Below are 23,480 nucleotides of genomic sequence, written 5' to 3'. Positions count from 1 at the left end.
TTCTGATTATATAGGTAACAGTGAGCGAATACTCGACTCTTGCATTGCATATTACTGACAAACATACTGTATATAAATACCTATTTATGTCAAATAGTTGCCCAAAAGTATCACTTTTGCTATTTTGAATGAATATTAATAAAGGGGGTCACCATGAAACCGTTCGTCCGTTATATGGATTCATACGTTGATAACAAACAATTGGGTCAGCTCGAAGGCTTGGTCAGCACTGTGATACCGGGTGTTAAATTTTATCGCTCAGGAAGATCACGCCCAAGAGAACCCCTTGTCTATGAGTCAGGAATAGTCGTTATCGGTCAAGGTATCAAGAACATCTATCTCGGTGAACACAAAATGACCTATGGCCAAGGCGATTTTGTTGTGTTCGGTGTCCCACTGCCACTTGAATGTGAATCTGAAGCTGAAGATAACAAACCGATTTTGGGCCTTAAAATCGATATAGCACCAAAACAACTCCATTCGATAATAAACCATATTGACCAATACGACTCCGAAACTGTTGCCCCCTTAAGCCGTAGCTGTCTTGGTATGAACTGCATGTCAATGTCTGATCCATTAGAAGATGCCTTTTTGAGGCTTATGCAGGTTTTACAACATGATTCAGAAGCCGAATTTCTTGGAGAAGACATCGTAAAAGAAATCACCTATCGAGTGCTCAAAGGTCCGATGGGACATATTTTATACGAACGGGCGAATGCCGAAGGAAATTATGCAAAGCTTGCAAAAGTTCTGGACCGACTACATTCAGACTACGCGTCGCCACTCACGATAGATGAACTCGCTGCTGAGGCCTTTATGAGTGTCCCCGCCTTCCATCGTGTATTTAAGCAGGTTACAACCGAGTCCCCTCTTCAATACCTGAAGAAAGTCCGATTAAGCAAGGCTCGCGATTTGATCATGCTTGATGGATGCCGCGCATCTGAAGCTGCACGTATTGTTGGCTACAATAGTGCTTCGCAATTTAGCCGTGAGTTTAAGCGCCATTTCAACTATTCACCCGGAGCCACCCAAGCCCACGCGGTTTAATTTAGGAATGACGAACGTGATTGGCATAGAAGTCTAGACGTAAAAAAGCCCTAGCATTTCTGCTAAGGCTTTTTTACAAATTGGAGCGACACATCGGGTTCGAACCGATGACCTCAACCTTGGCAAGGTTGCGCTCTACCAACTGAGCTAGTGTCGCAGTGCTGTATTCATCGAATACAGACTTTATTAGATGGTGCCCCGGGCCGGACTTGAACCGGCACAGCGCGAACGCCGAGGGATTTTAAATCCCTTGTGTCTACCAATTCCACCACCAGGGCACGCAATTCTTTCTTGCTATGCTACTAACTGATTTTAGTTAGACACCATCTTGATACTGACGAATCAATATCACAAATTTCGTTTCTATAAAGCATTTATCTTCGCTTCCAGAACAGGGCTGTACTTTACTGGATTCAGAAAATGAGTCAACCAAAAATTATTAACTTTTTAACCGTATGACTATTTTTTAATCTCAAAGAGGAAAAAATAGTCATTTAGAATTAAAACTACATAGAAAGCGTCAACTTACCGGGGTTACTATTTTTTAATGCGTTAAGCGCTTCACCATCTAATTGGACATTTGCAAACCAGTAAGGTGCGTGTTTATCTACAAACGCCGAGCTTCTGTCTAACATGTCGTAGATAGCAAATGCCCTAGCCTGCCCTAAGGCAACGCCATGCAAGCTTCTCTTCAATATAGGTGTACCGGATACGTCTTCCAGTAAAGCGCCCCGTAAGTGCAAGACTCGTTGGTCCCATTCTATATGTTGAACTATCCTCTCGGTCAATAGTCTATCTAGTTTATAAATAACATTAGGTAATACGGCTAAGGTTGGTTTTACTTCTGCGCACGCAAAATAAGATTCCATATCTTCATTCTCTCTACACTCTTTCATTACGCTGACAAGCGCGTCTTCAAAGAATTGCGAAAAATAATTACAAATGGCGATTTGCGCTAAGGAACGAATGGTTCCGAGAAGAATACCTTCGTCAGGCTCCTTATACCCTGCTTTTACTAAGCGTAATCTTGTGACGTTCGCGGTAACAATCAGTTGCTGCCATAACTTGGGTGACATTATTTTGGTGTTTTTATCTGACCATCTGAGCAACGGCTTCGCCATTAATACTGGAAATAGCCTACGGCAGTTATTGATACCGATATAACCAATGGCAACGTTAGGGTCGTTCGTGTGTTTAGGAAATTTACCAAGCAACTCGCAAAACTTTGAATTACCAACCAGGTCAAGTACGTTAGATTTAAGCGACTGGCTTAACGCGGTTAATGAACCTAGCTTTGAAAAATTTAATGAGGTGGAATAAGCAAATGAACTGAAATGGTCAAACTGCGGAAAGCCCCAAATAAGTCTATCAACCGATAATGTAGAAAGCTTCTCTATCATCAGCCTCTCTGTTTTCATTGCAACACGTGTTACCACTTTATCTAAAATGAACTGCCGCTCTTCTAATCGCTCCTGCCTTTCAATTACTTTTAATTTTTCGCACTGCAAAAGCACTCTTTGATTTTCCGTGATACGTTCTTTTTCTTCAAAAATAACCGATTCACAATACTCACCTTGAGCGCTTAATATGGTGTCTACATCGGCTTGATCCACCAAATATCGCATACTAACAAGCCATTGAGCATGTCGTATTAAAGTCTGCTCAGCTATTTTTCTAGCGACACTCTCGGCTTCGGCGTTGTACCGTTTACTCGTGAATAATCGATCGGCTGTACTTTCTTTAGGCAATTATTTTTCCGATATATAAAGATAACAGGTTCATACCTGTAGAGTGTATTAACAATTACAGCACATAAACAATGATTGTGTTAATTGCTTCCTTTATTCAGACCTAAACGTATTGCCTTCTAATAACATTTATCCAGTAGGAAACGCAATTCACACTGCTGACACAAATACTTTCTAAAAATATCATTTTAATTTTTACACACAATATCAATTGCTTATTTGTCAATTAATCCTTACGCAGCATAGGGTTAACATATGTTCGTCCCCAAAACCATACGATGTACTACGATAATCGCCAACATCAGAAACCACAGTAATGTTAAAAAGACTTGAACTGCGTCACAAAATCGACTACAAATTAGGCATTATGTTTGGTATCTATAGGAAAAATAAATGTTGAAGAAGCGCTTTTTTAAAACTAAAGACGAAGTAGAAGTAACATTCGAGTGGCCTCAAAGTGAAGAAACCAGTGTCGCAATCGCAGGTGATTTCAATAGTTGGGAAGCGACTCCAATGAAATTGAACAAAAAGAACAAAGCATTCACTTTAAAGCTTCGTTTGCCAAAAGGTGACACGTTCCAATTCCGCTATCTAATCGATGGTGAAAGCTGGGAGAACGATCAAGCTGCAGATGACTATGTAAGAAATAGCTTTGGCACTGACAACAGTCTAATTTCGACAGTAGAAGCTGCGTAGTAGACGAAAACAATCCTATTCCAAAAGGAAGCACTTGTGCTTCCTTTTTTGATTCTACTGTTTGATATTGACCAGTGTTGTTTCATCAATATCCAGACGTAAAAAAACCCTAGCATTCCTGCTAAGGCTTTTTTACAAATTGGAGCGATACATCGGGTTCGAACCGATGACCTCAACCTTGGCAAGGTTGCGCTCTACCAACTGAGCTAGTATCGCAATTCATTCCATAAAGAAATGGAGGCGCGTCCCGGAATCGAACCGAGGTCCACGGATTTGCAATCCGCTGCATAGCCTCTCTGCCAACGCGCCGTTGTATCTCTTCTTGCCAGAGAAACTTATTCAGTTCCTCTTGAGTACGGGAGGCATTTTACGGATTCGCCGAGGTGAGTCAACACTATTTTTATTTTTTTGTATCGTTTGGTTACTTTGCGATCAGTTCTGTTAAGATTGATTACTTTAGTCGCATAAATTCGCTATAAATCCGTAAGATAACTTGACCATTCTCGTATCTAATACCCTACTTGCCTTCATTAGATACAAAAAAAGCGAGCCACTGCTCGCCTTTCGATCATTCTTAGACTTATTGGTGTTTTTTATCTAACAGGTCACCCTTCGCTGCCGCTAGGTATTGAATCATAGACCAATAAGTTAGTATCGTTGCAACGTAAAGCGCCGCATAACCAACCCAAACCATCCAATCATCATAACGCCATATTAACACCCACAATGCAAACATCTGCGCCACGGTTTTGACTTTCCCAACCCATGAAACAGCCACACTAGCTCGCTTGCCAATTTCTGCCATCCATTCTCGCAATGCAGATATAATGATCTCTCGTGAAATCATGGTGACGGCTGGAATGGTTATCCAGATAGTCTCGTAATGCTCTGTAATTAAAATAAGGGCTGTTGCGACCATAACCTTATCAGCAACAGGATCAAGAAAAGCACCGAAGCGAGAAGTTTGACCCAGTTTACGGGCAAGCATGCCATCGAAATAATCTGTAACAGCAGCAAACCAAAAGACCATTGCCGCAGCAAAAGGGGCCCAACTGTAGGGAAGATAAAAAACAATGACTAAAACTGGTATTAATGCCAGTCGTAATAATGTAAGTATATTTGGTATGGTAAAACGCATTATAGTTAGCTCTTGTAAACCGCGAGGTAATGGTGCGGGAAAAAAACTATTCTTTCAATGACTGATGTATCTTTTCTGCCAAAGAAAGACTAATTCCCGGTATTTTGCTTATATCTTCTACACTTGCTCGCTTGAGTTCTTGAAGCCCACCCATAAATTTGAGCAATGATTGGCGTCTTTTGGGTCCGATGCCCTCAATGCCTTCTAAAGAACTGGTTCTTCTCGTCTTCGCGCGTTTTGCTCTATGTCCCGCAATTGCATGATTATGACTTTCATCTCTAATATGCTGAATTAAATGTAGTGCAGGCGCGTCACTAGGCAGGTTAAACTCATCGCCTTCAATCGTGATCAATGTTTCTAGACCCGGCTTTCTCGTTACACCTTTTGCAATACCAATTAGCCTTGGACGTTTCGGCCAATCTTCCCAATGGGAAGAAAGAATTTGATGCGCGCGATTGAGTTGGCCTTTACCACCGTCGACGAAAACAATATCAGGGATTTTCTCCACATCTAGCTGTTTACTATAGCGTCTATCCAGGACTTGCCCCATCGCCGCATAATCATCCCCACCCGTAATACCCGTTATGTTGTAACGCCTATACTCTTGCTTGACTGGCCCTTCATGGTTAAATACTACGCAAGACGCGATGGTACTTTCACCCATCGTGTGGCTTATATCAAAACACTCCATGCGACGAATGGATTCGATGCCTAGCTCATCTTGCAGAGCCGATACGCGCTGACTGATCGTCATCTTGTGATTTATTTTGGTTGTAATAGCGGTCAACGCATTGGTATTGGCGAGTTTTAAGTACTGTCCACGGGTCCCTGTTGGATCTTGATGGAATGACACTTTCCGCCCTGCTAGCTTAGTGAGCGCTTCTTGCAATGGTTCACTTTCGGTAAACAATCCTTTATTTAGCACGATACGAGTAGGTATGGTACGCGCCTCATTGTGCCCAAGATAGTACTGACTCAAAAAGCTATAAAACACTTCTTCTCTTTCCGTGTTATTAGGTATCTTGGGAAAGTGACTTCGGCTGCCTAATATTTTGCCTTGTCTAACCATCAATATATGAATACACGCTAGCCCATTTTCTTGCGCGAAACCTAAAATATCCAAGTCATCCATACTATCTTCAGAGACAAACTGTTGTTCTTGCACCCTTCTTATTGCTTGGATTTGATCTCTTAGTTTTGCCGCATCTTCAAATCGAAGCGCTATGCTAGCTTGCTCCATCTTGTCGACAAGTTCAGAGATAACTTGTTTGTCTTTGCCTTGCAAAAACAGCCGAACCATACCGACGAGTTCGGAGTACTCATCATCGCTAATGAGATCAGACACACAAGGCCCAGCGCAACGTCCGATTTGATACATTAAGCAAGGCCGAGTGCGGTTACCATAGACGGTATCTTCACACTGCCTTACTGGGAATATTTTCTGTAGCAAATGTAATGTTTCTCGAACGGCACCTGAATCGGGATACGGACCAAAATACTCACCCTTACGTTTTTTGGCGCCTCGATGAGAGGACAAACGGGGATGTTTATGGGTGCTTATGAAAATATAGGGATAGGATTTATCATCTCGTAATAACACATTATACTTGGGCAAATACTGCTTAATATAGTTGTGTTCAAGAATCAGAGCTTCTGTTTCCGTATGGGTAACAGTAACGTCAATTTTTGCGATATGGCTAACTAACGCGCGCGTTTTTTCACCGTCAACATTTTTTCGGAAGTAACTAGAAAGCCTTTTTTTAAGGTCTTTTGCTTTACCCACATAAATAATATCAGACTCGGCGTTATACATTCTGTATACGCCGGGCTGATTTGTGACAGTATTTAGAAAAGAGGATGAATCAAAACTACTCGACACTACAATGTCTCAGTATCTAGCATTCCATGACGAATGGCCAAATGAGTTAACTCCACATCACCATTGATATCTAATTTACTGAACAATCTATAGCGATAGCTGTTGACTGTTTTAGGACTCAGATTTAGTTGCTCTGAAATATCCGTTACTCTTTGTCCTTTCGTAATCATCAGCATGATCTGTAACTCACGCTCCGAAAGATCTTTAAATGGATTTTCAGATGCTGAAGAAAATTGACTTAATGCCATCTGTTGAGCAATTTCCGGGGAAATATAGCGTTGTCCGCTATGGACCATTCGAATTGCGTTCACCATTTCGTCTGGGGCAGCCCCCTTTGTAAGATAACCAGCAGCCCCTGCTTGCATCACCTTTGTCGGAAATGGATTTTCAGTATGTACCGTCAATACAATGATTTTTACATCAGGATTAAACCGTAATATTTTTTTTGTCGCTTCCAAACCGCCAATACCCGGCATATTCATGTCCATGAGTATGACGTCAGCATGATTGCTGCGACACCATTTTACAGAATTTTCACCGCTTTCAGCTTCCCCTGCTACGTTCATTCCACGGACGTCTTCAATTATACGTCTTATCCCTGTGCGAACTAGCTCGTGATCATCTACAAGGAAAACATTTATCAAACTTGTATCTCCACACTACTAACCTCTGCCAACCGAATCTCAATTTGAGAAATGGAACGCAATACTATAACGATTTTAACCTATTTTAGACAAGAATGCTTAGCTACAATATGAGTCGTAGCACAAACTTTCATTATTTTTTATGGTGACTAATTATCAACCAATTAATTTATTGTCGATTTTTATATCAATCGTTAATTATTCGGTACAACACTACGCTACCAACTGGCTATTTGCCAACAATAATTGCTACTATCCAAGCATGTTCAGTACCTAAGGTTACAAATTGAATCTAGGAAAAGGGTTTATCCTTACACGCCACGCCCGAGACATCAAAGGGTCAACTTTGATTGAGCTGTGGCTAAATACACCCGAAGGGCCAACTCAATTAAAGGTTCAATCTGAGAAAAGTCTTTTTTTCATAAAAGCCACTGACTTGTCAAGAGTCGAAAGCCTCTGCTTGGAACACGGACAGAAACTAGAATTTAGGCCGCTTGAATTAAAAGATTTTCAACAAAATGCTGTCGTTGGTTGCTACAGCGAAAACCAATACCTAAAAACCCAAATCTTAGCTCTGCTCACCTCTAATGATATCGAAACAATCGAGTCCGACGTTCGCCTAGCAGACCGATATTTAATGGAACGATTTATTCAGGGGGGCATTGAGTTTACCGGTCATAGAACTGAAAAAAATGGCTACACCCAAATAACGCAAGCGAAATGCCGTAAGGGTACTTACCATCCGAAATTAAGCTATGTCTCATTGGATATTGAATGTTCAGAAAATGGCATTCTATATTCCGTCGGATTGGCCTCGCCTCTTGATAATCGTGTGATTATGATTGGCTCACCAGAGCCTTGCGAAACCCCGGTTCAATGGGTTCAAAATGAAAAGATGCTATTAATCGCACTCATTGACTGGTTTAAACAATATGACCCAGACCTCATTCTTGGTTGGATGGTGGTAGATTTTGATTTCAGGTTATTGGTCAAAAGGGCTGAATGGAATGGACTAAAACTTACCATTGGGAGAGGAAATCAAAACGCTTACTTCAGGCAATCCAACCAAACGCAGCAAGGGTTCATTTCTATTCCTGGTAGAGTGGTATTGGATGGTATTGATACGCTTAAAACCGCCACCTATTCGTTCCGTTCTTGGTCTTTAGAGTCCGTTTCTCAAGAACTGCTTTCCGAAGGTAAGGCAATACATAACGTCCACGACAGAATGGCGGAAATAAACAACATGTTCCGCCATAACAAGCCGGCACTAGCAAAATACAATTTGCAAGACTGTGTGTTGGTAAATCGAATTTTCCAACATACCCATCTAATAGAATTTGCCATTGAACGTTCAAGACTAACTGGTATAGAACTGGACCGCATGGGCGGATCTGTCGCCGCATTCACTAATCTATATTTGCCACAGCTTCACCGGGCTGGCTACGTCGCCCCTAGCCTTCAGACTGAAAACTGGCAGGCCAGTCCTGGTGGCTACGTGATGGATTCTCTACCGGGATTGTACGATTCCGTTTTGGTATTGGATTTTAAGAGCCTTTATCCTTCTATCATCCGTTCGTTCTTAATTGATCCTCTAGGGTTAGTAGAAGGCCTCAAACTAACAGTAGGGAATAAACAAGACCAAGCGGTAGAAGGTTTCGTTGGTGGGCAGTTTCACCGAACCAAGCACTTTCTCCCAAAAATGATAGAAGATTTATGGTCAGCGAGAGATAACGCCAAGAAAAAAAATGAAAAAGCTTTTTCGCAAGCGATAAAAATTATTATGAACTCTTTTTACGGCGTGCTCGGCTCATCTGGTTGTCGTTTTTTCGATGTCCGCCTTGCTTCCTCTATAACCATGCGCGGTCATGAAATAATGAAGCGCACAAGGCAATTAATCGAACAAAAAGGGTACATTGTCATTTATGGTGATACCGACTCAACCTTTGTCTCCCTGACCCGCGCCTTACCAACATCTGAAGCAGACAAAATAGGCAACGAATTAATCGATCACATAAACGATTGGTGGACCAGCCATATACAGCAGCAATACGGTCTCTCCTCTTGTTTAGAGCTTGAGTATGAAACCCATTACCGAAAATTTTTGATGCCAACAATTCGAGGTTCAGAGACAGGTTCCAAGAAACGCTATGCTGGACTTATTGGCGAAGGAAAGGCAGAACATATTGTGTTCAAAGGACTAGAAAGTGCGCGCACCGACTGGACGGTATTATCTCAACAGTTCCAACAAGAACTCTATGAAATGATTTTTCATGATATTGATCCCACTGATTATATTCGCCGTTATGTAGAAGCAACGCTCAATGGTGAGTATGACGATAAACTAACCTACCAGAAAAGGTTAAGGCGTAAGCTCAGCGAGTATCAAAAAAACGTACCACCTCAAGTGAAAGCGGCTCGTATGGCAGATGACATTAACGCAAAATTAGGTAGACCTCTTCAATATCAAAACCGGGGTCGTATCGAATACATAATTACGTTAAATGGGCCGGAACCAGAAGAATACAGACAGAGTGCAATTGATTACCAGCATTACATTGATAAGCAGCTATTGCCCGTTGCCGATGCTATATTGCCCTTTATCGGACTCGACTTTGAAAGCATAAACGCGCCACAATTGGGCCTATTTTGATTTCAGCGAACCATTGTAATGCTCATTGGATTAGCACTAACCAATCCTAAATTCTGTTTTCTTATAAGCTTTGACTAACCAATTACCGTAACTATCTAAGATCCCAATAGTAGAGCGTTTAGGTATATATCTACCTGAAAGAAGAATATTGAGCCGCTCAATATCTATATGTTTGTCCGGATAGTAATTCAGAAACTTCTCACCGCATTCGGTAGGATCGTCATACCATCCTTTGTCTTTATTCATGATCACGGAGTAACTTGCTCTGAGTAATTTTTTAGCAATGATTACTTGGAATTTAGTTTGCTCTTCTCTGTTTGATGCTTGCACGATTCTCTGTCGATAAGTTGCTATCCACTCATCGACATCCATATTCCAAAACTTAGCGATCTCCCAACTCGGCTCGAATTCGCCGTAACGAGTTGATAAATCATCGCCGGAAACACAAACACAACAGTGTTTCAGCATGAAACCCCAAGTAATCACACTTTCTATCGCTAAAATATCTTTGACCAAAGGGAACTGAAAAGATAAGTCAGTGATCAACGGGAATGCTTTTTTATATCGCCATTTTATCGTGCTCAATAACGTCTGAAACCTTGCATCCGGTTGACGTCTTGTCACCACCACTAAATCTAGATTAGATTTACCCGGCACGGCACACTTTCTCGCCACGCTGCCATAAAGATAGATACTATGGAGGTTACTACCTAACCCGCTTTCAAGCGCTGGAATCAATTCTTGAATGACTCTACGATATTCTTCTTGCCAAGGGGCGCTCGGATCTATCACTGGTAATGGCACAAAGTTGCTCGCTATTGGTCGTTAATGATTAAAAATAAACCTAAAATGGTAAAAACCGAATCTAAATCTTATTTTGAGCTCAATTATGCCTTGTAAATATTGGATTTAAAACCAGAGGTTGTATTCTATTCCTTGTGCCCCAATTTATTGGTCAACTTATACATTTAAAGGTCAGAACGATGACAAAGGCTAGTGATATAAAAAAAGGCTTTGCTGTAAGCCTAAACGGTAAAATCTTACTTGTTAAAGATTTCGACATCACCACACCGGGTGGTCGTGGCGGTGCGAAAATCTATAAATTTCGCTTCAAAGATTTAATGACAGGCGGCAAGGTAGAAGAAGGGTTTAAGAGTGACGAGCTTTTAGAAACCGTTGATATGACAAAACGCAATGTCATGTTCTCTTACATTGACGGTGATGAATATGTCTTTATGGATAACGAAGATTACACTCAGTACAACTTCAACGGCGATGACATCAAAGAAGAATTACTATTTATCAACGAAGAGACACAAGGGATACAGGTTGTATTGATCAATGACAAATCTGTTGCTATTGAGTTACCCGCTTCCGTTGAAATGGTCATCGAAGAGACCGACCCATCTATCAAGGGCGCTTCTGCTTCAGCACGTTCTAAGCCTGCTCGCTTCGCGACAGGACTAACTATTCAGGTACCTGAATACATTGGGTCTGGCGACAAAGTAAAAATCAACACCGCCGAAAGCAAATACACGAGTAGAGCAGATTAGGAACACGCATATGGTAGATAACAACGAAAGTAATCAAAGCGCCCAAGAAGAACTCATTTCATATGATGATGTTATCGACGTCGCATACGATATCTTCTTAGAAATGGCACCTGATAACCTAGAACCTGCAGATGTCATTCTATTCACCGCACAGTTCGAAGACCGTGGCGCCGCAGAATTGGTGGAGACCGGTGATGATTGGACAGCAGAAGTTGGCTTTGAAGTAGACAAAGAAATCTATGCTGAGGTTCGCATTGGCTTAGTGGATGAAGAATCCGATGTACTTGATGATGTATTTGCCAGAATGCTCGTTAGTCGTACTCCAGAGCATAAGTTCTGTCATGTTTTTTGGAAAAGAGATTAAACTTAATTGAATGCAAAAACGGGTTATACCATGTATAACCCGTTTTTTATTATTCATTTATTATCTATCGTTTACGCTATTTTCTTACTTTACGGTTTCTATTTCCACGACCTTTAGGGGCCGTCACTCTTTCTTCATGACGCCTAACTGCGCGGCGAATTTTCTGATGACGTGAACGTTCGCGTTTACGAGATGTATTGTTTTTATCTAGATCGATCACTGTATTCTTTTCTGGTTTCAATTCAACTAACTCACGCAAGTAGTTAACTTCTTTCAGCTCAAGTTCCATCCAACCACCACGTGGTAGTGTTTTCTCTAGGTAAATATCGCCATAACGAACACGCTTTAAACGGCTTACTGTTGTATGTTGTGACTCCCATAAGCGACGGACTTCACGGTTACGTCCCTCGTTAATCACCACGTAGAAAGTATGGTTCATACCTTCACCACCAGCATAAACAACATCTTCGAATCGTGCCATACCATCTTCAAGTTTCACACCTTGAACAACATTACGAACCTTTTTCTCGTCTATTTCACCAAATACGCGGACTAGATATTCACGCTCAACCTGACGGCTAGGGTGCATCAAACGGTTGGCTAACTCACCGTCTGTAGTAAATAACAGTAAACCAGATGTATTAGCATCCAAACGCCCTACAGAGATCCAGCGTGCACCACGAATTTTAGGTAAGCGATCAAATACAGTTCTACGACCTTCAGGATCAGAACGAGTGCATAATTCGCCTTCAGGTTTGTAATACGCTAATACACGACATACTTCATCGTCATCTTCTTTAATGGAGATAACATGTCCGTCCATGCGGATCACTGAATTATCGTCTTCTAGGCGCTCACCGAGCTTCGCAACTTTACCGTTAACACTTACACGGCCTGATTTGATTAATGTTTCTAGCTCACGTCTTGAGCCGTGACCGGCTCTGGCTAAAATTTTCTGTAGTTTTTCGCTCATCAATATACCTGTTGTTGTCGTCTTCACAGACGTCAGTAATTTAAAAAATATGTCTCTTGCACGACTTGCATCGAACAAACAAAAATGCAATAAAAATGCGGTCGGCGATTATACATTATTTTCATAAGAATTAGATAGCGATTTGACCGATTTCGATAAAGAAAAAGGAGCCGAAGCTCCTTTATTTGATTCTATTCGAATGGAGACGGGTCACCTGCCCCTAATCTCAGCACCACAGGTTCATCATCACTAAAATCAATGACCGTTGTTGGCTGCTCTCCTAGATAACCACCATTCATTATCAGATCAACCGTATGCTCCAGTTTGTCTCTGATATCTTCTGGATCTGATTCAGCGACGTCACTTCCTGGCAAAATCAGGGTAGTCGACATTAATGGTTCACCTAAGGCTTCTAATAAATCAAGAGCAATGCGGTTGTCCGGAACCCTTATACCAATGGTTTTGCGTTTCGCATTCATCAGTCTTCGTGGCACTTCTTTGGTCCCTTTAAAAATAAAAGTATAGGCACCAGGTGTATTATTTTTTAGCAAACGGAATGCGGTGTTATCAACGCGCGCATATAACGACAATTCAGAAAGATCTCGGCAGAGAAGCGTAAAATTGTGTTTGTCATCCAGTTTACGAATACGGCAAATAGTGTCTAGTGCTTGTTTGTTTTCTAGCTGACACCCAAGTGCATAACCAGAATCGGTAGGGTAAACAACAACACCACCAGTTCGAATAATCGCAACCGCTTGGCTAATCAACCGAGCTTGCGGATTGTCTGGGTGTACATAAAAAAATTGACTCATAATAATTCCTCACTACCGACGTTTCGGTATCTTAGGCTGGGTTAATACCCCAATCTTTCCATATTGGATCTACACCAGAAGGTAACCAAAGATTACGTCCCAGCTCCGTCCAAGGGGATGGATAATGAAAATCGGACCCTTGAGACGCTAATAGGTTGTATTGTATAGCATAATCGGCAAGGTTTCGCCTTTCTTGTTGACCTTGTTGAGGCAACGCAACTTCCATTCCGTTTCCACCTGCTTCCACAAAGGCTGATATCAATCGTTTGGTCCACTTTGCGGTTAACTGATATCGTCCGGGATGCGCCAAAACAGCATCACCACCAGCGGCATGAATAGCGGCAACCGCCTCTGCTATAGAACACCAGTTCGGCGGCACATAACCGGGCTTGTCTCGCGTTAAGTATTTTTTAAAAACCTGTTGCATGGTTTTTGCGTAACCATTATCCACAAGCCACTTGGCAAAGTGAGATCGTGTAATGGGGGCACCTGAAGCGATGTCTTTTACCTCAGCTAACACTGTTTCTTTAGTGACCTTCGCAAGCCTTTGTGCCATCAGTTCAGAGCGTTCCACTCTTCTCTGCTTTTGCTCCTGAATAAGAGCCAGTAGTTCAAGGTTGTATTCATCTATATTTAATCCGACTACGTGGATATCTTTATTTTGCCAGACCGTTGAAATCTCAATGCCACGAATCAGTTTAATATTCAGTTTGCTCTTATCAACATATTCAAAGGCAGGCGCTAAACCATCTACCGTATCATGGTCAGTAATCGCTAAAACGCGCACGTCAAATTCAATTGCTCTATCGACGATTTCTGTCGGAGTTAATCGCCCATCAGAGGCGGTTGTATGGCAATGTAGATCAATTTTCATTTATTACTTGACTTTAGCCCCTAGTACTAGTTTACTAGTACAACTTTCAAACAGGAATAATACACTATGTTACAAGAATCTAACCAAAAGCCTAGCGATAAAAGAGCAGACATTGTGTCTGAGCTTCGTTGGTGGCGTATCGGTTTAGGGACTTGACGGGGTAACGATACTGTTTGATATACAGAATTTAGTTTAAAACCCGTCTATATGACGGGTTTTTTTATTGCTTCCACTTACTCATTTTTGAACCTAACGTTGATGACAATCTATTTTTCAGAGATAACTTGTTAACTGAACAAAATAGCAACAGTTTGATTTCATTAATTATTGGGTAGCGTAAGTGTTTATGAGAAACTGGGTGCAGCCGCTCCAAATCTAGCATTATCAGAGGATGTCTTATGAATAAGGCGATTCAAATTACACAAAAGGGCAAATTAGATGTTATCTCTCTATCTGTTCCTTATTCCGAAGACCCAACTCGCCTTTTTCAAGTGCTGTGTGCGGACAAAACAAATAGTCTCCTTTTAGAATCAGCGGATATCGATTCAAAAGAAGATCTAAAGAGCATGTTGTTGATAGATGCGGCTGTGCGCGTGGTTTGCAATGGGCATCATGTTGAGATGCAACCACTATCTCAAAATGGCATTAACGCCTTAGCGCGAATTGCTTCACATATCACCGCAAATGTTGCCATCAGCAAAGAGAGTGACAACCTACAACTAAATTTTCCTCAGGCTGACACAGATATAGATGAAGACAGCCGTTTAAAAGAAGCCTCTTCATTCGATGCGCTGCGTATTATTCAACACAGCTTTGATACAGAGAACAAGGACAACTTCGCATTGTTTATTGGCGGGCTTTTCTCCTACGATTTGGTCGCGAACTTCGAACCTCTAGGCCGCGCTGAACAAACGAACAGTTGTCCAGATTATGTCTTTTACTTAGCCGAAACATTGATGGTTATTGACCACCAATCGCAGACTTGTTTGGTTCAAGGATCTGTATTTGATGGTACAGAAGTATCCATGAACCAAATACAACAACGACTAACTGAAATCTGTGACCACAGTGAAGACCCCGCACCTCTGCGAGATACCGTTAAATTAAAGGCGTGCGAAGCGGTCCCGAGTGTATTAGACGAAGACTTTTGTCAAACGGTTCGCGATCTAAAACAATATGTTGTTAAAGGTGATGTTTTTCAGGTCGTCCCTTCGAGAAGATTCACATTGCCCTGCCCCTCACCTTTGGGGTCCTACAAAGGGCTCAAGAAAAGCAACCCTAGCCCTTACATGTTCTACATGCACGACGAACTATTTACCCTTTTCGGCGCATCACCAGAAAGTGCATTAAAATATTCCTCCGAAACCAATCAAGTAGAAATATATCCCATCGCCGGGACTCGACGTCGCGGTAAAAATCCGGATGGTTCCATTAACTTAGATCTAGATGGCCGTGTTGAACTCGACCTGCGTAGTGATATGAAAGAGAACGCGGAACATATGATGTTGGTAGATTTAGCGAGGAATGATGTGGCTCGTATTAGTACTGCAGGCTCACGCCACGTGGCAGACCTTTTAAAAGTGGATAGATACAGCCATGTCATGCACTTGGTTTCTCGCGTTGTTGGTCAACTTCGCGATGACTTAGACGCGTTACATGCTTATCAGGCCTGCATGAACATGGGCACGTTAACTGGCGCACCTAAAATTCGCGCAATGCAGCTTATCCGGGACGTTGAACAAGTGAGACGTGGCAGCTACGGAGGCGCCGTCGGTTATTTCACCGGACAAGGCGACCTAGACACCTGTATTGTTATTCGAGCCGCTTACGTAGAAGATGGTATTGCGCAAGTACAAGCGGGTGCTGGCGTGGTCTACGATTCAGACCCTCAAGCTGAAGCCGATGAAACTCGCGGTAAAGCACAAGCGGTCATTTCCGCTATCCAACACGCACATACGGAGTAAGTGATATGGCAAATTTAGTTTTCATCGATAACTTTGACTCTTTCACTTACAACCTAGTGGATCAGTTTCGTTCTCTTGGACATCATGTAACGATATATCGCAACAATATCGCGGCAACAACCATAGAGATTGCGGTTGCTCAATTAGACAACCCCGTGATTATTCTGTCTCCCGGCCCCGGTGCGCCTTCAGATGCAGGGAGTATGCCCGAGTTACTTCAGTTAATGAAAGGCAAGGTGCCAATCATTGGAATTTGCCTAGGGCATCAAGCAATCGTTGAAGCATACGGAGGCACCGTTGAAGGTGCTGGCGAGATTGTCCATGGAAAAGTATCAATGATGGAACACCAAAATCACAAGGTTTATCAGGGGATACCATCACCACTTGCCGTCGCTCGATACCACTCTTTGGTTGCGACATCCGTACCAGAAGATCTAACGATTACCGCACAGGTAAATGGTTTGGTCATGTCGGTGATTCACGAACAAGACAGAGTATGTGGGTATCAATTTCATCCTGAATCAATTATGACGACTTACGGCGCCACCTTGTTAAACAACACTATCCAATGGGCGTTAGATTAATAGAGCATCGAAACGGCAATAATATTGACGAATTTTGAAGGAATAACCATGCAAGCGATAATTAACAAACTATACGATCAAGTTTCCTTGACTCAAAACGAAAGCCACAGTCTGTTCGATTCAATCATCAAAGGTGAAATGGATCCAATGTTGCTCGCCGCAGTACTGACGGCTTTAAAAATCAAAGGGGAAACACCAGACGAAATCGCTGGGGCAGCGTCTGCATTATTGGCTAATGCCAGCCCATTCCCTCGTCCAGAATACGACTTTGCTGATATCGTTGGTACCGGTGGTGATGGTTCAAATACCATTAATATCTCAACAACAGCAGCGTTTGTCGCCGCGGCTTGTGGGGTAAAGGTTGCAAAACACGGCAACCGCGGTGTCTCAAGTAAATCAGGTTCGTCAGATTTACTTGACTCGTTTGGCATAAACCTAGCGATGAGCGCAGTAGATACCGCTAAAGCAGTGGATGATTTAGGCGTTGCCTTCTTGTTTGCTCCTCAGTATCACGGTGGCGTCCGCCATGCGATGCCAGTTAGGCAAGCGATGAAAACACGCACTATATTTAATATCCTTGGCCCCCTCATTAACCCTGCCCGTCCACCCATTGAGTTAATGGGTGTTTACGATGCAGCGCTGGTTCGTCCAATCGCAGAAACTATCGCTAAGATGGGGTTAAAACGCGCTGCAGTTGTGCACGGTAGTGGCTTAGACGAAGTGGCCATTCATGGCGAAACCATGGTCGCAGAGATCATCGATGGAAAAATAACTGAATACACGTTGTCACCATCAGATTTCGGTGTAAATACACACCCACTCGAAGCCATCAAAGGTGGCGAACCCGAAGAGAATCGAGCCATTATTACCGACATACTAACGGGCAAAGGCACTGAAGCACAGGTTTCTGCGGTTGCGGTAAATGTCGCATTGTTGCTCCGACTTTTTGGTCAAGAGGATTTAAAAGTAAATACACAAAAAGCAATCGAAGCAATGAACTCAGGAAAGGCTTACGAACTTGTTAAACAATTAGCAGAAAGAGGCTAAATATGTCTGAACATATCACTAAACAGAATCGTGAAATGGCAGAAGTACTCGCCAACATAGTTCGAGATAAACGAGTGTGGGTTAAAGAAAGAAAAGCATCTCAACCATTATCGACATTCAAGGATCAGCTTATCCCTTCTGATCGTGATTTTTATGCTGCGCTGTCAAAGGACAAGACGGCATTTATTCTTGAATGTAAGAAAGCTTCGCCGTCAAAAGGGCTCATTAGAGACGACTTTGACCTCGACTATATTGCCTCGGTCTATGCTAAGCATGCCAGTGCGATTTCAGTATTGACCGATGAGAAGTATTTTCAAGGAAGCTTTGATTTTCTACCTCAGGTCCGTTCACAGGCACCACAACCCATCTTGTGTAAAGATTTTATGATAGACACCTACCAGGTCTACCTCGCCCGTCATTACAATGCTGATGCCATATTGCTGATGCTTTCTGTTCTTAATGACGAAGAGTATGTAGAGCTAGCTGAAGTCGCCCATTCTCTTGGCCTTGGAATATTAACGGAGACCAGTAATGAGGAAGAGGTAAACCGCGCTATTGCCTTAAAAGCAAAAGTAGTTGGTATCAATAACCGAAACCTAAGGGATCTCTCTACCGACCTAAATCGAACTCGCGAACTCGCGCCGTTATTGCCAAAAGGAACAACGATTATTTCCGAGTCTGGTATCTATACCAACCAGCAAGTTAGAGCGCTGACACAATACGCTACTGGATTTTTAATCGGCAGTTCACTGATGGCTGAAGATAACCTTGAGCTTACCGTACGCAGTGTGTTGCTTGGAGATAATAAAGTGTGCGGATTAACCCATGCCAATGATGCTGCCGTCGTTTATCAAGCTGGAGCAGTATATGGCGGGCTTATCTTTGCCGAAAAATCGAAGCGCAAGGTTGACTTGGAGGCCGCACGGTTAGTCATGAGTGGTGCGCCGCTCAATTACGTCGGTGTCTTTCAAAACCAATCGCAAGACTTGGTTGTCGATATTGCAAATACACTCAAGTTAGCAGCCGTGCAGCTACATGGCGACGAAAACCAAGCCTACATATCAACTATTAGAGAAAAATTATCCGATGACTGTGCTATATGGAAAGCGTATGGTGTCACTGACTCTATACCAGAACTAATAACATCAGACGTGTCACGTCACCTACTCGATAGCAAGGTGGGTACTCAGTCTGGCGGTACAGGACAAAGCTTTGACTGGTCGTTGATTAGCACAACCAATGACATCATGTTAGCAGGTGGACTTTCACCGCAAAATGTTAAACAAGCGGCCGCGTTAGGTTGCCTTGGTTTAGACCTTAATTCTGGCGTTGAATCCGCACCCGGGAAAAAAGATCCAGAACTCGTTAAGCAAGCATTTACAGAAATTAAAAATTATTAAGATTGTGAGGAATTATCATGGCTAAATTAGACGCCTATTTTGGTGAGTATGGTGGGCAATACGTACCACAAATCTTGGTACCCGCTCTGGATCAGCTAGAAGACGAATTTATCAAATCACAGAATGATCCCGAGTTTCAGGCGGAGTTTATGACGTTACTTCAGGAGTATGCTGGCCGACCGACGGCACTTACTCTGACACGTAACTTGACGAAAGGAACTAAGTCTAAACTTTACCTAAAACGTGAAGATTTATTGCACGGTGGCGCGCATAAAACCAACCAAGTTCTTGGTCAGGCACTGCTTGCCAAGCGTATGGGTAAAAAAGAGATAATCGCAGAAACGGGCGCGGGACAACACGGCGTCGCGACAGCTCTGGCTTGTGCCCTGCTTAACCTAAAGTGTCGCGTTTATATGGGTGCAAAGGATATTGAACGTCAAAGTCCTAATGTGTTCAGAATGAAACTCATGGGGGCAACCGTCATTCCTGTCCATTCAGGTTCATCTACATTAAAAGACGCGTGTAATGAGGCGCTGCGTGACTGGTCTGCAACCTATGAAGATGCACACTACCTATTAGGTACTGCTGCTGGACCTCATCCATTTCCAACTATTGTGCGCGAATTCCAACACATTATCGGTGAAGAGACCAAGAACCAAATTTTAGCCCGTGAAGGTCGATTACCTGATGCTCTGATCGCATGCGTTGGCGGTGGCTCAAACGCTATCGGTATGTTTGCAGATTTCATCGAAGAACCGAATGTAAGGTTGATTGGTGTAGAACCCGCAGGCAAAGGCATCGATACAAACCAACACGGTGCCCCTCTGAGGCATGGAAAAACCGGTATCTACTTCGGTATGAAATCGCCATTAATGCAAGATGAAAACGGCCAAATCGAAGAATCTTACTCCGTTTCAGCAGGCTTGGACTTCCCATCAGTAGGACCACAGCACGCGCATCTCCACGCGACCGGTCGCGCTGAATATGATTCCGTTACGGATGACGAAGCTTTGGAAGCATTCCAAGAACTGGCAAGAAGCGAAGGTATTATCCCCGCGCTTGAATCGGCACACGCCCTTGCTCACGCATTAAAAATGGTGAGGAACAACCCAGATAAAGAACAGTTATTGGTGGTCAATTTGTCCGGTCGAGGTGACAAAGACATCTTCACTGTTCACGATATATTAGAATCAAAAGGAGCCCTGTAATGGATCGCTATCAATTACTTTTCCAGCGTTTAGCCGATAAAAATGAGGGGGCTTTTGTCCCATTCGTCACCGTAGGCGACCCAAACCCTGAACTGTCTCTGCAGGTAATGGAGACCCTCGTAGATGCAGGCGCTGATGCGTTAGAACTAGGCATTCCCTTTTCGGATCCTTTAGCGGATGGCCCAACCATTCAGGGTGCGAATATGCGCGCATTAGAATCTGGAGTGACACCCAGTATCTGTTTTGAGTTAATTGGCAAGATACGCGCCAAACACCCTGAATTACCTATCGGGTTACTGATGTACGCTAACCTGGTTTTCGCTCGAGGTATAGACAGTTTTTACAAGCATTGCTCGGAAGCGGGCATCGACTCTGTACTCATTGCAGACGTGCCAACTAATGAAAGTGCCGAGTTTACCGAGGCGGCAAGAAAATACGGCGTGAAGCCTATCTTCATCGCGCCACCGACAGCAAGCGACGAGACACTTCAAGCTGTGGCAGAGCTTGGCGGTGGATATACCTATCTACTGTCTCGTTCTGGTGTAACAGGTGCTGAAACAAAAGCTAACATGCCCGTTTCTCATCTGATGGAACGTCTTAATCAATATGATGCCCCCCCTGCTCTACTTGGTTTTGGTATCTCTCAACCAGAGCAAGTTAAAGAGGCGGTTGCCGCCGGTGCCGCTGGTGCTATTTCTGGATCTGCTGTTGTGAAAATCATTGAAACCAATGCAGACAACCCAGATAAAATGCTCGCTGAACTGGCCGCGTTTATTACGCCGATGAAAGCAGCGACAATACAATAAGTTAGCCTTCATCTAAATATTCAGATGAGAAGCGATCGATGAACGGTAATGCCTACCAAGCGTTAGGCTCGTTATATTGATTTAGTTCTGTAAAATGGCCGCATTAGCGGTCATTTTTGTATCCAGATCTTACGCTGCTATTTTGCATTGGCAATAAATTGGGTAGACTATGAGTCATCTTTATGTGACATATTAGTATTAAATGAAACAACTTATTGATTTTATTCCATTAATTATATTTTTCGCACTCTATAAAATGTACGACATCTATGTCGCTACAGGTGCATTGATAGTGGCTACGGCGATTCAAATCGTATTGACCTACTTTCTTTATAAAAAAGTAGAAAAAATGCAATTAATTACGTTTGCAATAGTGGCTGTGTTTGGCGGTATGACACTCTTTTTCCACGACGACAACTTCATCAAGTGGAAGGTAACCATTGTTTACTCTTTATTTTCTTTAGGATTGTTCGTAACACACCTAATGGGAAAACCAGTAATCAAAGGAATGCTCGGCAAAGAGATATCATTACCTGATGCCGTTTGGGCAAAAATCAACTGGGCTTGGATGGTATTTTTCGCACTTTGTGCACTGTTAAATATCTATGTGGCTTTCAGTTTACCCCTTGATGTTTGGGTGAATTTTAAAGTATTTGGTTTGCTTGCCGCCACATTTGGCTTTACCCTTTTAACGGGTATCTATATCTATAAGCACCTTCCGAAAGAAGAGTCGAAATAAATCATTATCCCCTCGTATCTCAAATGCGAGGGCGTTATATTGGAAGTCCTAAATGAGTAACAAAACTGATGAAAACCCTCGAGGGCAGATGCTGCTTCGAACCCTTGCGATGCCAGCAGATACCAACGCCAATGGTGATATATTTGGTGGTTGGATTATGTCCCAACTTGATCTGGCCGGCGCCATATTAGCAAAAGAAATTTCGTTTGGTCGTGTCGTTACTGTCTCTGTTTCTAGTATCACATTTAAAGCCCCCGTCGCGGTTGGCGATGTGGTCTGTTGCCACGGTGAGTGTACTAAGATAGGCCGTACATCAATGTCAATTAATCTGCAGGTTTGGGTAAAACCTGTCAATGTCGATGGTATCGGTGATCGATATCAGGTTTGTGAAGCAACCTTTAATTATGTTGCTATCGACAGCAACGGCCGTCCAAGACCAGTAAAGAAAATAGACAAATAGTAGATATTAATTCACATTCTTTCCGTTAAGTTTCACACTGACCCGATTGATTTAGTACAGTGGTCCTTACTCATGTCAACAAGGAGACGTTTTATATGTGGTATGTTATTTTTTCTCAAGATGTTGAAAATTCGTTAGAAAAACGTATGTCAGCAAGGGAGATGCATTTGGCTCGCTTACAAGCTCTTAGAGATGAAGGGCGTTTGTTAACTGCAGGACCAATGCCAGCCATTGACTCTGAGAACCCGGGAGAAGCGGGTTTTACTGGTTCAACCGTTATCGCTGACTTCCCGTCATTGCAAGACGCTCAACAATGGGCTGATACAGACCCATATATCGACGCAGGTGTCTATGAAAAAGTCATCGTCAAACCATTCAAAAAAGTACTTTAATTATGAAAGATAATTTCTCTAAATTAGTTATAAGTGGTTTATTTATCATGACGCTTGCAGCCTGTAGTGCGACTGCGGATAAAGAACGTCAAGTGGAAGCCATTGCCGCCCATAGAGCCTCTATTCTTTCTAACAATCTACCAATTGAACATGGGCCACTCACGGTTATGCAAGCGAAAGCCAAAGGCAGCGTCGTTGAGTTAATGATGATTTATAACAGTGAAGGCTCTATACCACCACAGCAGCTTATAGAAAAGAGCGTTAGCTACTACTGCTCAAATAGTGAAGTAAAAGCGAACTTAGTACATGGCGTAATTTATAATATCAAAATCCGCAGCGAACGAGGGCAACTTCTTATCGAGCAGATAGTTTCAATCGATACGTGTACAGCCTTATCTGAAGAAACAAAAGGGTAATACAAACTCTTTGCTTCTACCCCTCTCTAACTCCCCCAATGTAAAGGGAATTTGAGAGGGTAGCTTTGCCTTAACCTCTTGCAACA

At 42.7% G+C, this 23,480-nt stretch carries 23 protein-coding genes, 4 tRNA genes and 1 other annotated feature; of the genes, 15 read left to right on the top strand and 12 right to left on the bottom strand.

From position 1 onward, the window contains the following. The first annotated feature begins 153 nt into the window (after positions 1–153). A complete protein-coding gene (locus L3V77_RS06985; protein WP_275136355.1) occupies positions 154–1,047 on the top strand; it encodes an AraC family transcriptional regulator in 894 nt (297 codons plus the stop codon). An 81-nt stretch (positions 1,048–1,128) separates the two neighbouring features. On the opposite strand, the gene L3V77_RS06980 is transcribed toward L3V77_RS06985, so the two are convergent. The 3 genes from L3V77_RS06980 to L3V77_RS06970 all read right to left on the bottom strand — a co-directional run bounded on the left by L3V77_RS06980 (position 1,129) and on the right by L3V77_RS06970 (position 2,795). Beyond that, positions 1,129–1,204, bottom strand: a tRNA-Gly gene (locus tag L3V77_RS06980). 34 nt (positions 1,205–1,238) lie between these two features. Beyond that, positions 1,239–1,325 (bottom strand) — tRNA-Leu (locus L3V77_RS06975). Between the two features lie 228 nt (positions 1,326–1,553). Then, positions 1,554–2,795, bottom strand: a complete 1,242-nt coding sequence (locus tag L3V77_RS06970; RefSeq protein WP_275136354.1) for an HDOD domain-containing protein — start codon at positions 2,793–2,795, stop codon at positions 1,554–1,556. 393 nt (positions 2,796–3,188) lie between these two features. On the opposite strand from L3V77_RS06970, the gene L3V77_RS06965 reads away from it, so the two are divergent. After that, positions 3,189–3,491, top strand: a complete 303-nt coding sequence (locus L3V77_RS06965; RefSeq protein ID WP_195703017.1) for an isoamylase early set domain-containing protein — start codon at positions 3,189–3,191, stop codon at positions 3,489–3,491. Between the two features lie 140 nt (positions 3,492–3,631). Here the strand turns inward: L3V77_RS06965 and L3V77_RS06960 are convergent. From L3V77_RS06960 to uvrY, 5 genes are all read right to left on the bottom strand, one after another. Further along, positions 3,632–3,707, bottom strand: a tRNA-Gly gene (locus L3V77_RS06960). A gap of 19 nt (positions 3,708–3,726) precedes the next feature. Continuing rightward, a tRNA-Cys gene (locus L3V77_RS06955) sits at positions 3,727–3,800 on the bottom strand. 271 nt (positions 3,801–4,071) lie between these two features. Continuing rightward, positions 4,072–4,629, bottom strand: a complete 558-nt coding sequence (gene pgsA / locus L3V77_RS06950; RefSeq protein WP_275136353.1) for a CDP-diacylglycerol--glycerol-3-phosphate 3-phosphatidyltransferase — start codon at positions 4,627–4,629, stop codon at positions 4,072–4,074. A 46-nt stretch (positions 4,630–4,675) separates the two neighbouring features. Then, positions 4,676–6,508: an excinuclease ABC subunit UvrC gene (gene uvrC / locus L3V77_RS06945; RefSeq protein WP_275136352.1), complete on the bottom strand. Its 1,833-nt coding sequence runs from the start codon at positions 6,506–6,508 to the stop codon at positions 4,676–4,678. Beyond that, positions 6,508–7,152 carry a UvrY/SirA/GacA family response regulator transcription factor gene (gene uvrY / locus L3V77_RS06940; RefSeq protein WP_275136351.1) on the bottom strand — a complete coding sequence of 215 codons (645 nt, stop codon included), beginning with the start codon at positions 7,150–7,152 and terminating at the stop codon, positions 6,508–6,510. Before uvrY ends, uvrC begins: the two co-directional genes overlap by 1 nt. Positions 7,153–7,438: 286 nt before the next feature. Between uvrY and L3V77_RS06935 the strand changes: the two genes are divergently transcribed. Next, positions 7,439–9,802 (top strand): DNA polymerase II, encoded by a 2,364-nt coding sequence (locus L3V77_RS06935; protein WP_275136350.1) that lies wholly within the window; start codon positions 7,439–7,441, stop codon positions 9,800–9,802. A gap of 36 nt (positions 9,803–9,838) precedes the next feature. On the opposite strand, the gene L3V77_RS06930 is transcribed toward L3V77_RS06935, so the two are convergent. Further along, positions 9,839–10,606 (bottom strand): nucleotidyltransferase domain-containing protein, encoded by a 768-nt coding sequence (locus tag L3V77_RS06930; protein ID WP_275136349.1) that lies wholly within the window; start codon positions 10,604–10,606, stop codon positions 9,839–9,841. Positions 10,607–10,785: 179 nt separating this feature from the next. Here L3V77_RS06930 and yeiP point away from each other — a divergent pair, with 179 nt between their 5' ends. Then, positions 10,786–11,355: an elongation factor P-like protein YeiP gene (gene yeiP / locus L3V77_RS06925; protein WP_195703011.1), complete on the top strand. Its 570-nt coding sequence runs from the start codon at positions 10,786–10,788 to the stop codon at positions 11,353–11,355. Positions 11,356–11,365: 10 nt separating this feature from the next. Continuing rightward, the gene (locus tag L3V77_RS06920) at positions 11,366–11,719 is read left to right on the top strand and encodes an HI1450 family dsDNA-mimic protein (protein ID WP_275136348.1); all 354 of its coding nucleotides are present in this window, start codon (positions 11,366–11,368) and stop codon (positions 11,717–11,719) included. 76 nt (positions 11,720–11,795) lie between these two features. On the opposite strand, the gene rluB is transcribed toward L3V77_RS06920, so the two are convergent. The 3 genes from rluB to L3V77_RS06905 all read right to left on the bottom strand — a co-directional run bounded on the left by rluB (position 11,796) and on the right by L3V77_RS06905 (position 14,378). After that, complete coding sequence (rluB, locus tag L3V77_RS06915; RefSeq protein WP_275136347.1) at positions 11,796–12,692, bottom strand: 23S rRNA pseudouridine(2605) synthase RluB; 897 nt, start codon at positions 12,690–12,692, stop codon at positions 11,796–11,798. A 191-nt stretch (positions 12,693–12,883) separates the two neighbouring features. Then, positions 12,884–13,504 carry an L-threonylcarbamoyladenylate synthase gene (locus L3V77_RS06910; protein WP_275136346.1) on the bottom strand — a complete coding sequence of 207 codons (621 nt, stop codon included), beginning with the start codon at positions 13,502–13,504 and terminating at the stop codon, positions 12,884–12,886. Between the two features lie 31 nt (positions 13,505–13,535). Further along, on the bottom strand, positions 13,536–14,378 hold the full coding sequence (locus tag L3V77_RS06905) for a PHP domain-containing protein (RefSeq protein ID WP_275136345.1): 843 nt from the start codon (positions 14,376–14,378) through the stop codon (positions 13,536–13,538). A gap of 123 nt (positions 14,379–14,501) precedes the next feature. Further along, positions 14,502–14,602: a sequence feature (Trp leader region), on the top strand. A gap of 174 nt (positions 14,603–14,776) precedes the next feature. Here L3V77_RS06905 and L3V77_RS06900 point away from each other — a divergent pair. The 10 genes from L3V77_RS06900 to L3V77_RS06855 all read left to right on the top strand — a co-directional run bounded on the left by L3V77_RS06900 (position 14,777) and on the right by L3V77_RS06855 (position 23,394). Then, positions 14,777–16,342 (top strand): anthranilate synthase component 1, encoded by a 1,566-nt coding sequence (locus L3V77_RS06900; RefSeq protein ID WP_275136344.1) that lies wholly within the window; start codon positions 14,777–14,779, stop codon positions 16,340–16,342. A gap of 5 nt (positions 16,343–16,347) precedes the next feature. Beyond that, entirely contained in the window at positions 16,348–16,926 is a 579-nt protein-coding gene (locus tag L3V77_RS06895; protein WP_275136343.1) for an aminodeoxychorismate/anthranilate synthase component II, read from the top strand. 48 nt (positions 16,927–16,974) lie between these two features. Further along, entirely contained in the window at positions 16,975–17,973 is a 999-nt protein-coding gene (gene trpD, locus L3V77_RS06890; protein WP_275136342.1) for an anthranilate phosphoribosyltransferase, read from the top strand. A 2-nt stretch (positions 17,974–17,975) separates the two neighbouring features. Continuing rightward, positions 17,976–19,373, top strand: coding sequence for a bifunctional indole-3-glycerol-phosphate synthase TrpC/phosphoribosylanthranilate isomerase TrpF (trpCF, locus tag L3V77_RS06885; RefSeq protein ID WP_275136341.1), 1,398 nt, complete (start codon positions 17,976–17,978; stop codon positions 19,371–19,373). Between the two features lie 17 nt (positions 19,374–19,390). After that, complete coding sequence (trpB, locus tag L3V77_RS06880; RefSeq protein WP_275136340.1) at positions 19,391–20,581, top strand: tryptophan synthase subunit beta; 1,191 nt, start codon at positions 19,391–19,393, stop codon at positions 20,579–20,581. Then, the gene (gene trpA / locus L3V77_RS06875) at positions 20,581–21,387 is read left to right on the top strand and encodes a tryptophan synthase subunit alpha (protein ID WP_275136339.1); all 807 of its coding nucleotides are present in this window, start codon (positions 20,581–20,583) and stop codon (positions 21,385–21,387) included. The genes trpB and trpA overlap by 1 nt, the downstream gene beginning before the upstream one ends. A gap of 202 nt (positions 21,388–21,589) precedes the next feature. Continuing rightward, on the top strand, positions 21,590–22,126 hold the full coding sequence (locus L3V77_RS06870; RefSeq protein ID WP_275136338.1) for a septation protein A: 537 nt from the start codon (positions 21,590–21,592) through the stop codon (positions 22,124–22,126). A 52-nt stretch (positions 22,127–22,178) separates the two neighbouring features. Beyond that, positions 22,179–22,586, top strand: coding sequence for an acyl-CoA thioester hydrolase YciA (gene yciA / locus L3V77_RS06865; protein WP_195702999.1), 408 nt, complete (start codon positions 22,179–22,181; stop codon positions 22,584–22,586). A 95-nt stretch (positions 22,587–22,681) separates the two neighbouring features. After that, on the top strand, positions 22,682–22,978 hold the full coding sequence (locus tag L3V77_RS06860; protein WP_275136337.1) for a YciI family protein: 297 nt from the start codon (positions 22,682–22,684) through the stop codon (positions 22,976–22,978). Positions 22,979–22,980: 2 nt separating this feature from the next. Further along, the gene (locus L3V77_RS06855; RefSeq protein WP_275136336.1) at positions 22,981–23,394 is read left to right on the top strand and encodes a GspS/AspS pilotin family protein; all 414 of its coding nucleotides are present in this window, start codon (positions 22,981–22,983) and stop codon (positions 23,392–23,394) included. Positions 23,395–23,480 lie beyond the last annotated feature (86 nt).

It is taken from the genome of Vibrio sp. DW001 (genome assembly GCF_029016285.1).
Taxonomy (GTDB): Bacteria; Pseudomonadota; Gammaproteobacteria; order Enterobacterales; family Vibrionaceae; genus Vibrio.
This window is presented reverse-complemented; position numbering and strand designations above follow the sequence as displayed.

Excerpts from the sequence above, each read along its gene's own strand:
- L3V77_RS06985 (WP_275136355.1), top strand. The coding sequence starts at position 154 with ATGAAACCGTTCGTCCGTTATATGGATTCATACGTTGATAACAAACAA.
- L3V77_RS06965 (WP_195703017.1), top strand. The coding sequence starts at position 3,189 with ATGTTGAAGAAGCGCTTTTTTAAAACTAAAGACGAAGTAGAAGTAACA.
- pgsA (WP_275136353.1), bottom strand. The coding sequence starts at position 4,629 with ATGCGTTTTACCATACCAAATATACTTACATTATTACGACTGGCATTA.
- yeiP (WP_195703011.1), top strand. The coding sequence starts at position 10,786 with ATGACAAAGGCTAGTGATATAAAAAAAGGCTTTGCTGTAAGCCTAAAC.
- L3V77_RS06920 (WP_275136348.1), top strand. The coding sequence starts at position 11,366 with ATGGTAGATAACAACGAAAGTAATCAAAGCGCCCAAGAAGAACTCATT.
- rluB (WP_275136347.1), bottom strand. The coding sequence starts at position 12,692 with ATGAGCGAAAAACTACAGAAAATTTTAGCCAGAGCCGGTCACGGCTCA.
- L3V77_RS06910 (WP_275136346.1), bottom strand. The coding sequence starts at position 13,504 with ATGAGTCAATTTTTTTATGTACACCCAGACAATCCGCAAGCTCGGTTG.
- L3V77_RS06905 (WP_275136345.1), bottom strand. The coding sequence starts at position 14,378 with ATGAAAATTGATCTACATTGCCATACAACCGCCTCTGATGGGCGATTA.
- L3V77_RS06900 (WP_275136344.1), top strand. The coding sequence starts at position 14,777 with ATGAATAAGGCGATTCAAATTACACAAAAGGGCAAATTAGATGTTATC.
- L3V77_RS06895 (WP_275136343.1), top strand. The coding sequence starts at position 16,348 with ATGGCAAATTTAGTTTTCATCGATAACTTTGACTCTTTCACTTACAAC.
- trpD (WP_275136342.1), top strand. The coding sequence starts at position 16,975 with ATGCAAGCGATAATTAACAAACTATACGATCAAGTTTCCTTGACTCAA.
- trpCF (WP_275136341.1), top strand. The coding sequence starts at position 17,976 with ATGTCTGAACATATCACTAAACAGAATCGTGAAATGGCAGAAGTACTC.
- trpB (WP_275136340.1), top strand. The coding sequence starts at position 19,391 with ATGGCTAAATTAGACGCCTATTTTGGTGAGTATGGTGGGCAATACGTA.
- trpA (WP_275136339.1), top strand. The coding sequence starts at position 20,581 with ATGGATCGCTATCAATTACTTTTCCAGCGTTTAGCCGATAAAAATGAG.
- L3V77_RS06870 (WP_275136338.1), top strand. The coding sequence starts at position 21,590 with ATGAAACAACTTATTGATTTTATTCCATTAATTATATTTTTCGCACTC.
- yciA (WP_195702999.1), top strand. The coding sequence starts at position 22,179 with ATGAGTAACAAAACTGATGAAAACCCTCGAGGGCAGATGCTGCTTCGA.
- L3V77_RS06860 (WP_275136337.1), top strand. The coding sequence starts at position 22,682 with ATGTGGTATGTTATTTTTTCTCAAGATGTTGAAAATTCGTTAGAAAAA.
- L3V77_RS06855 (WP_275136336.1), top strand. The coding sequence starts at position 22,981 with ATGAAAGATAATTTCTCTAAATTAGTTATAAGTGGTTTATTTATCATG.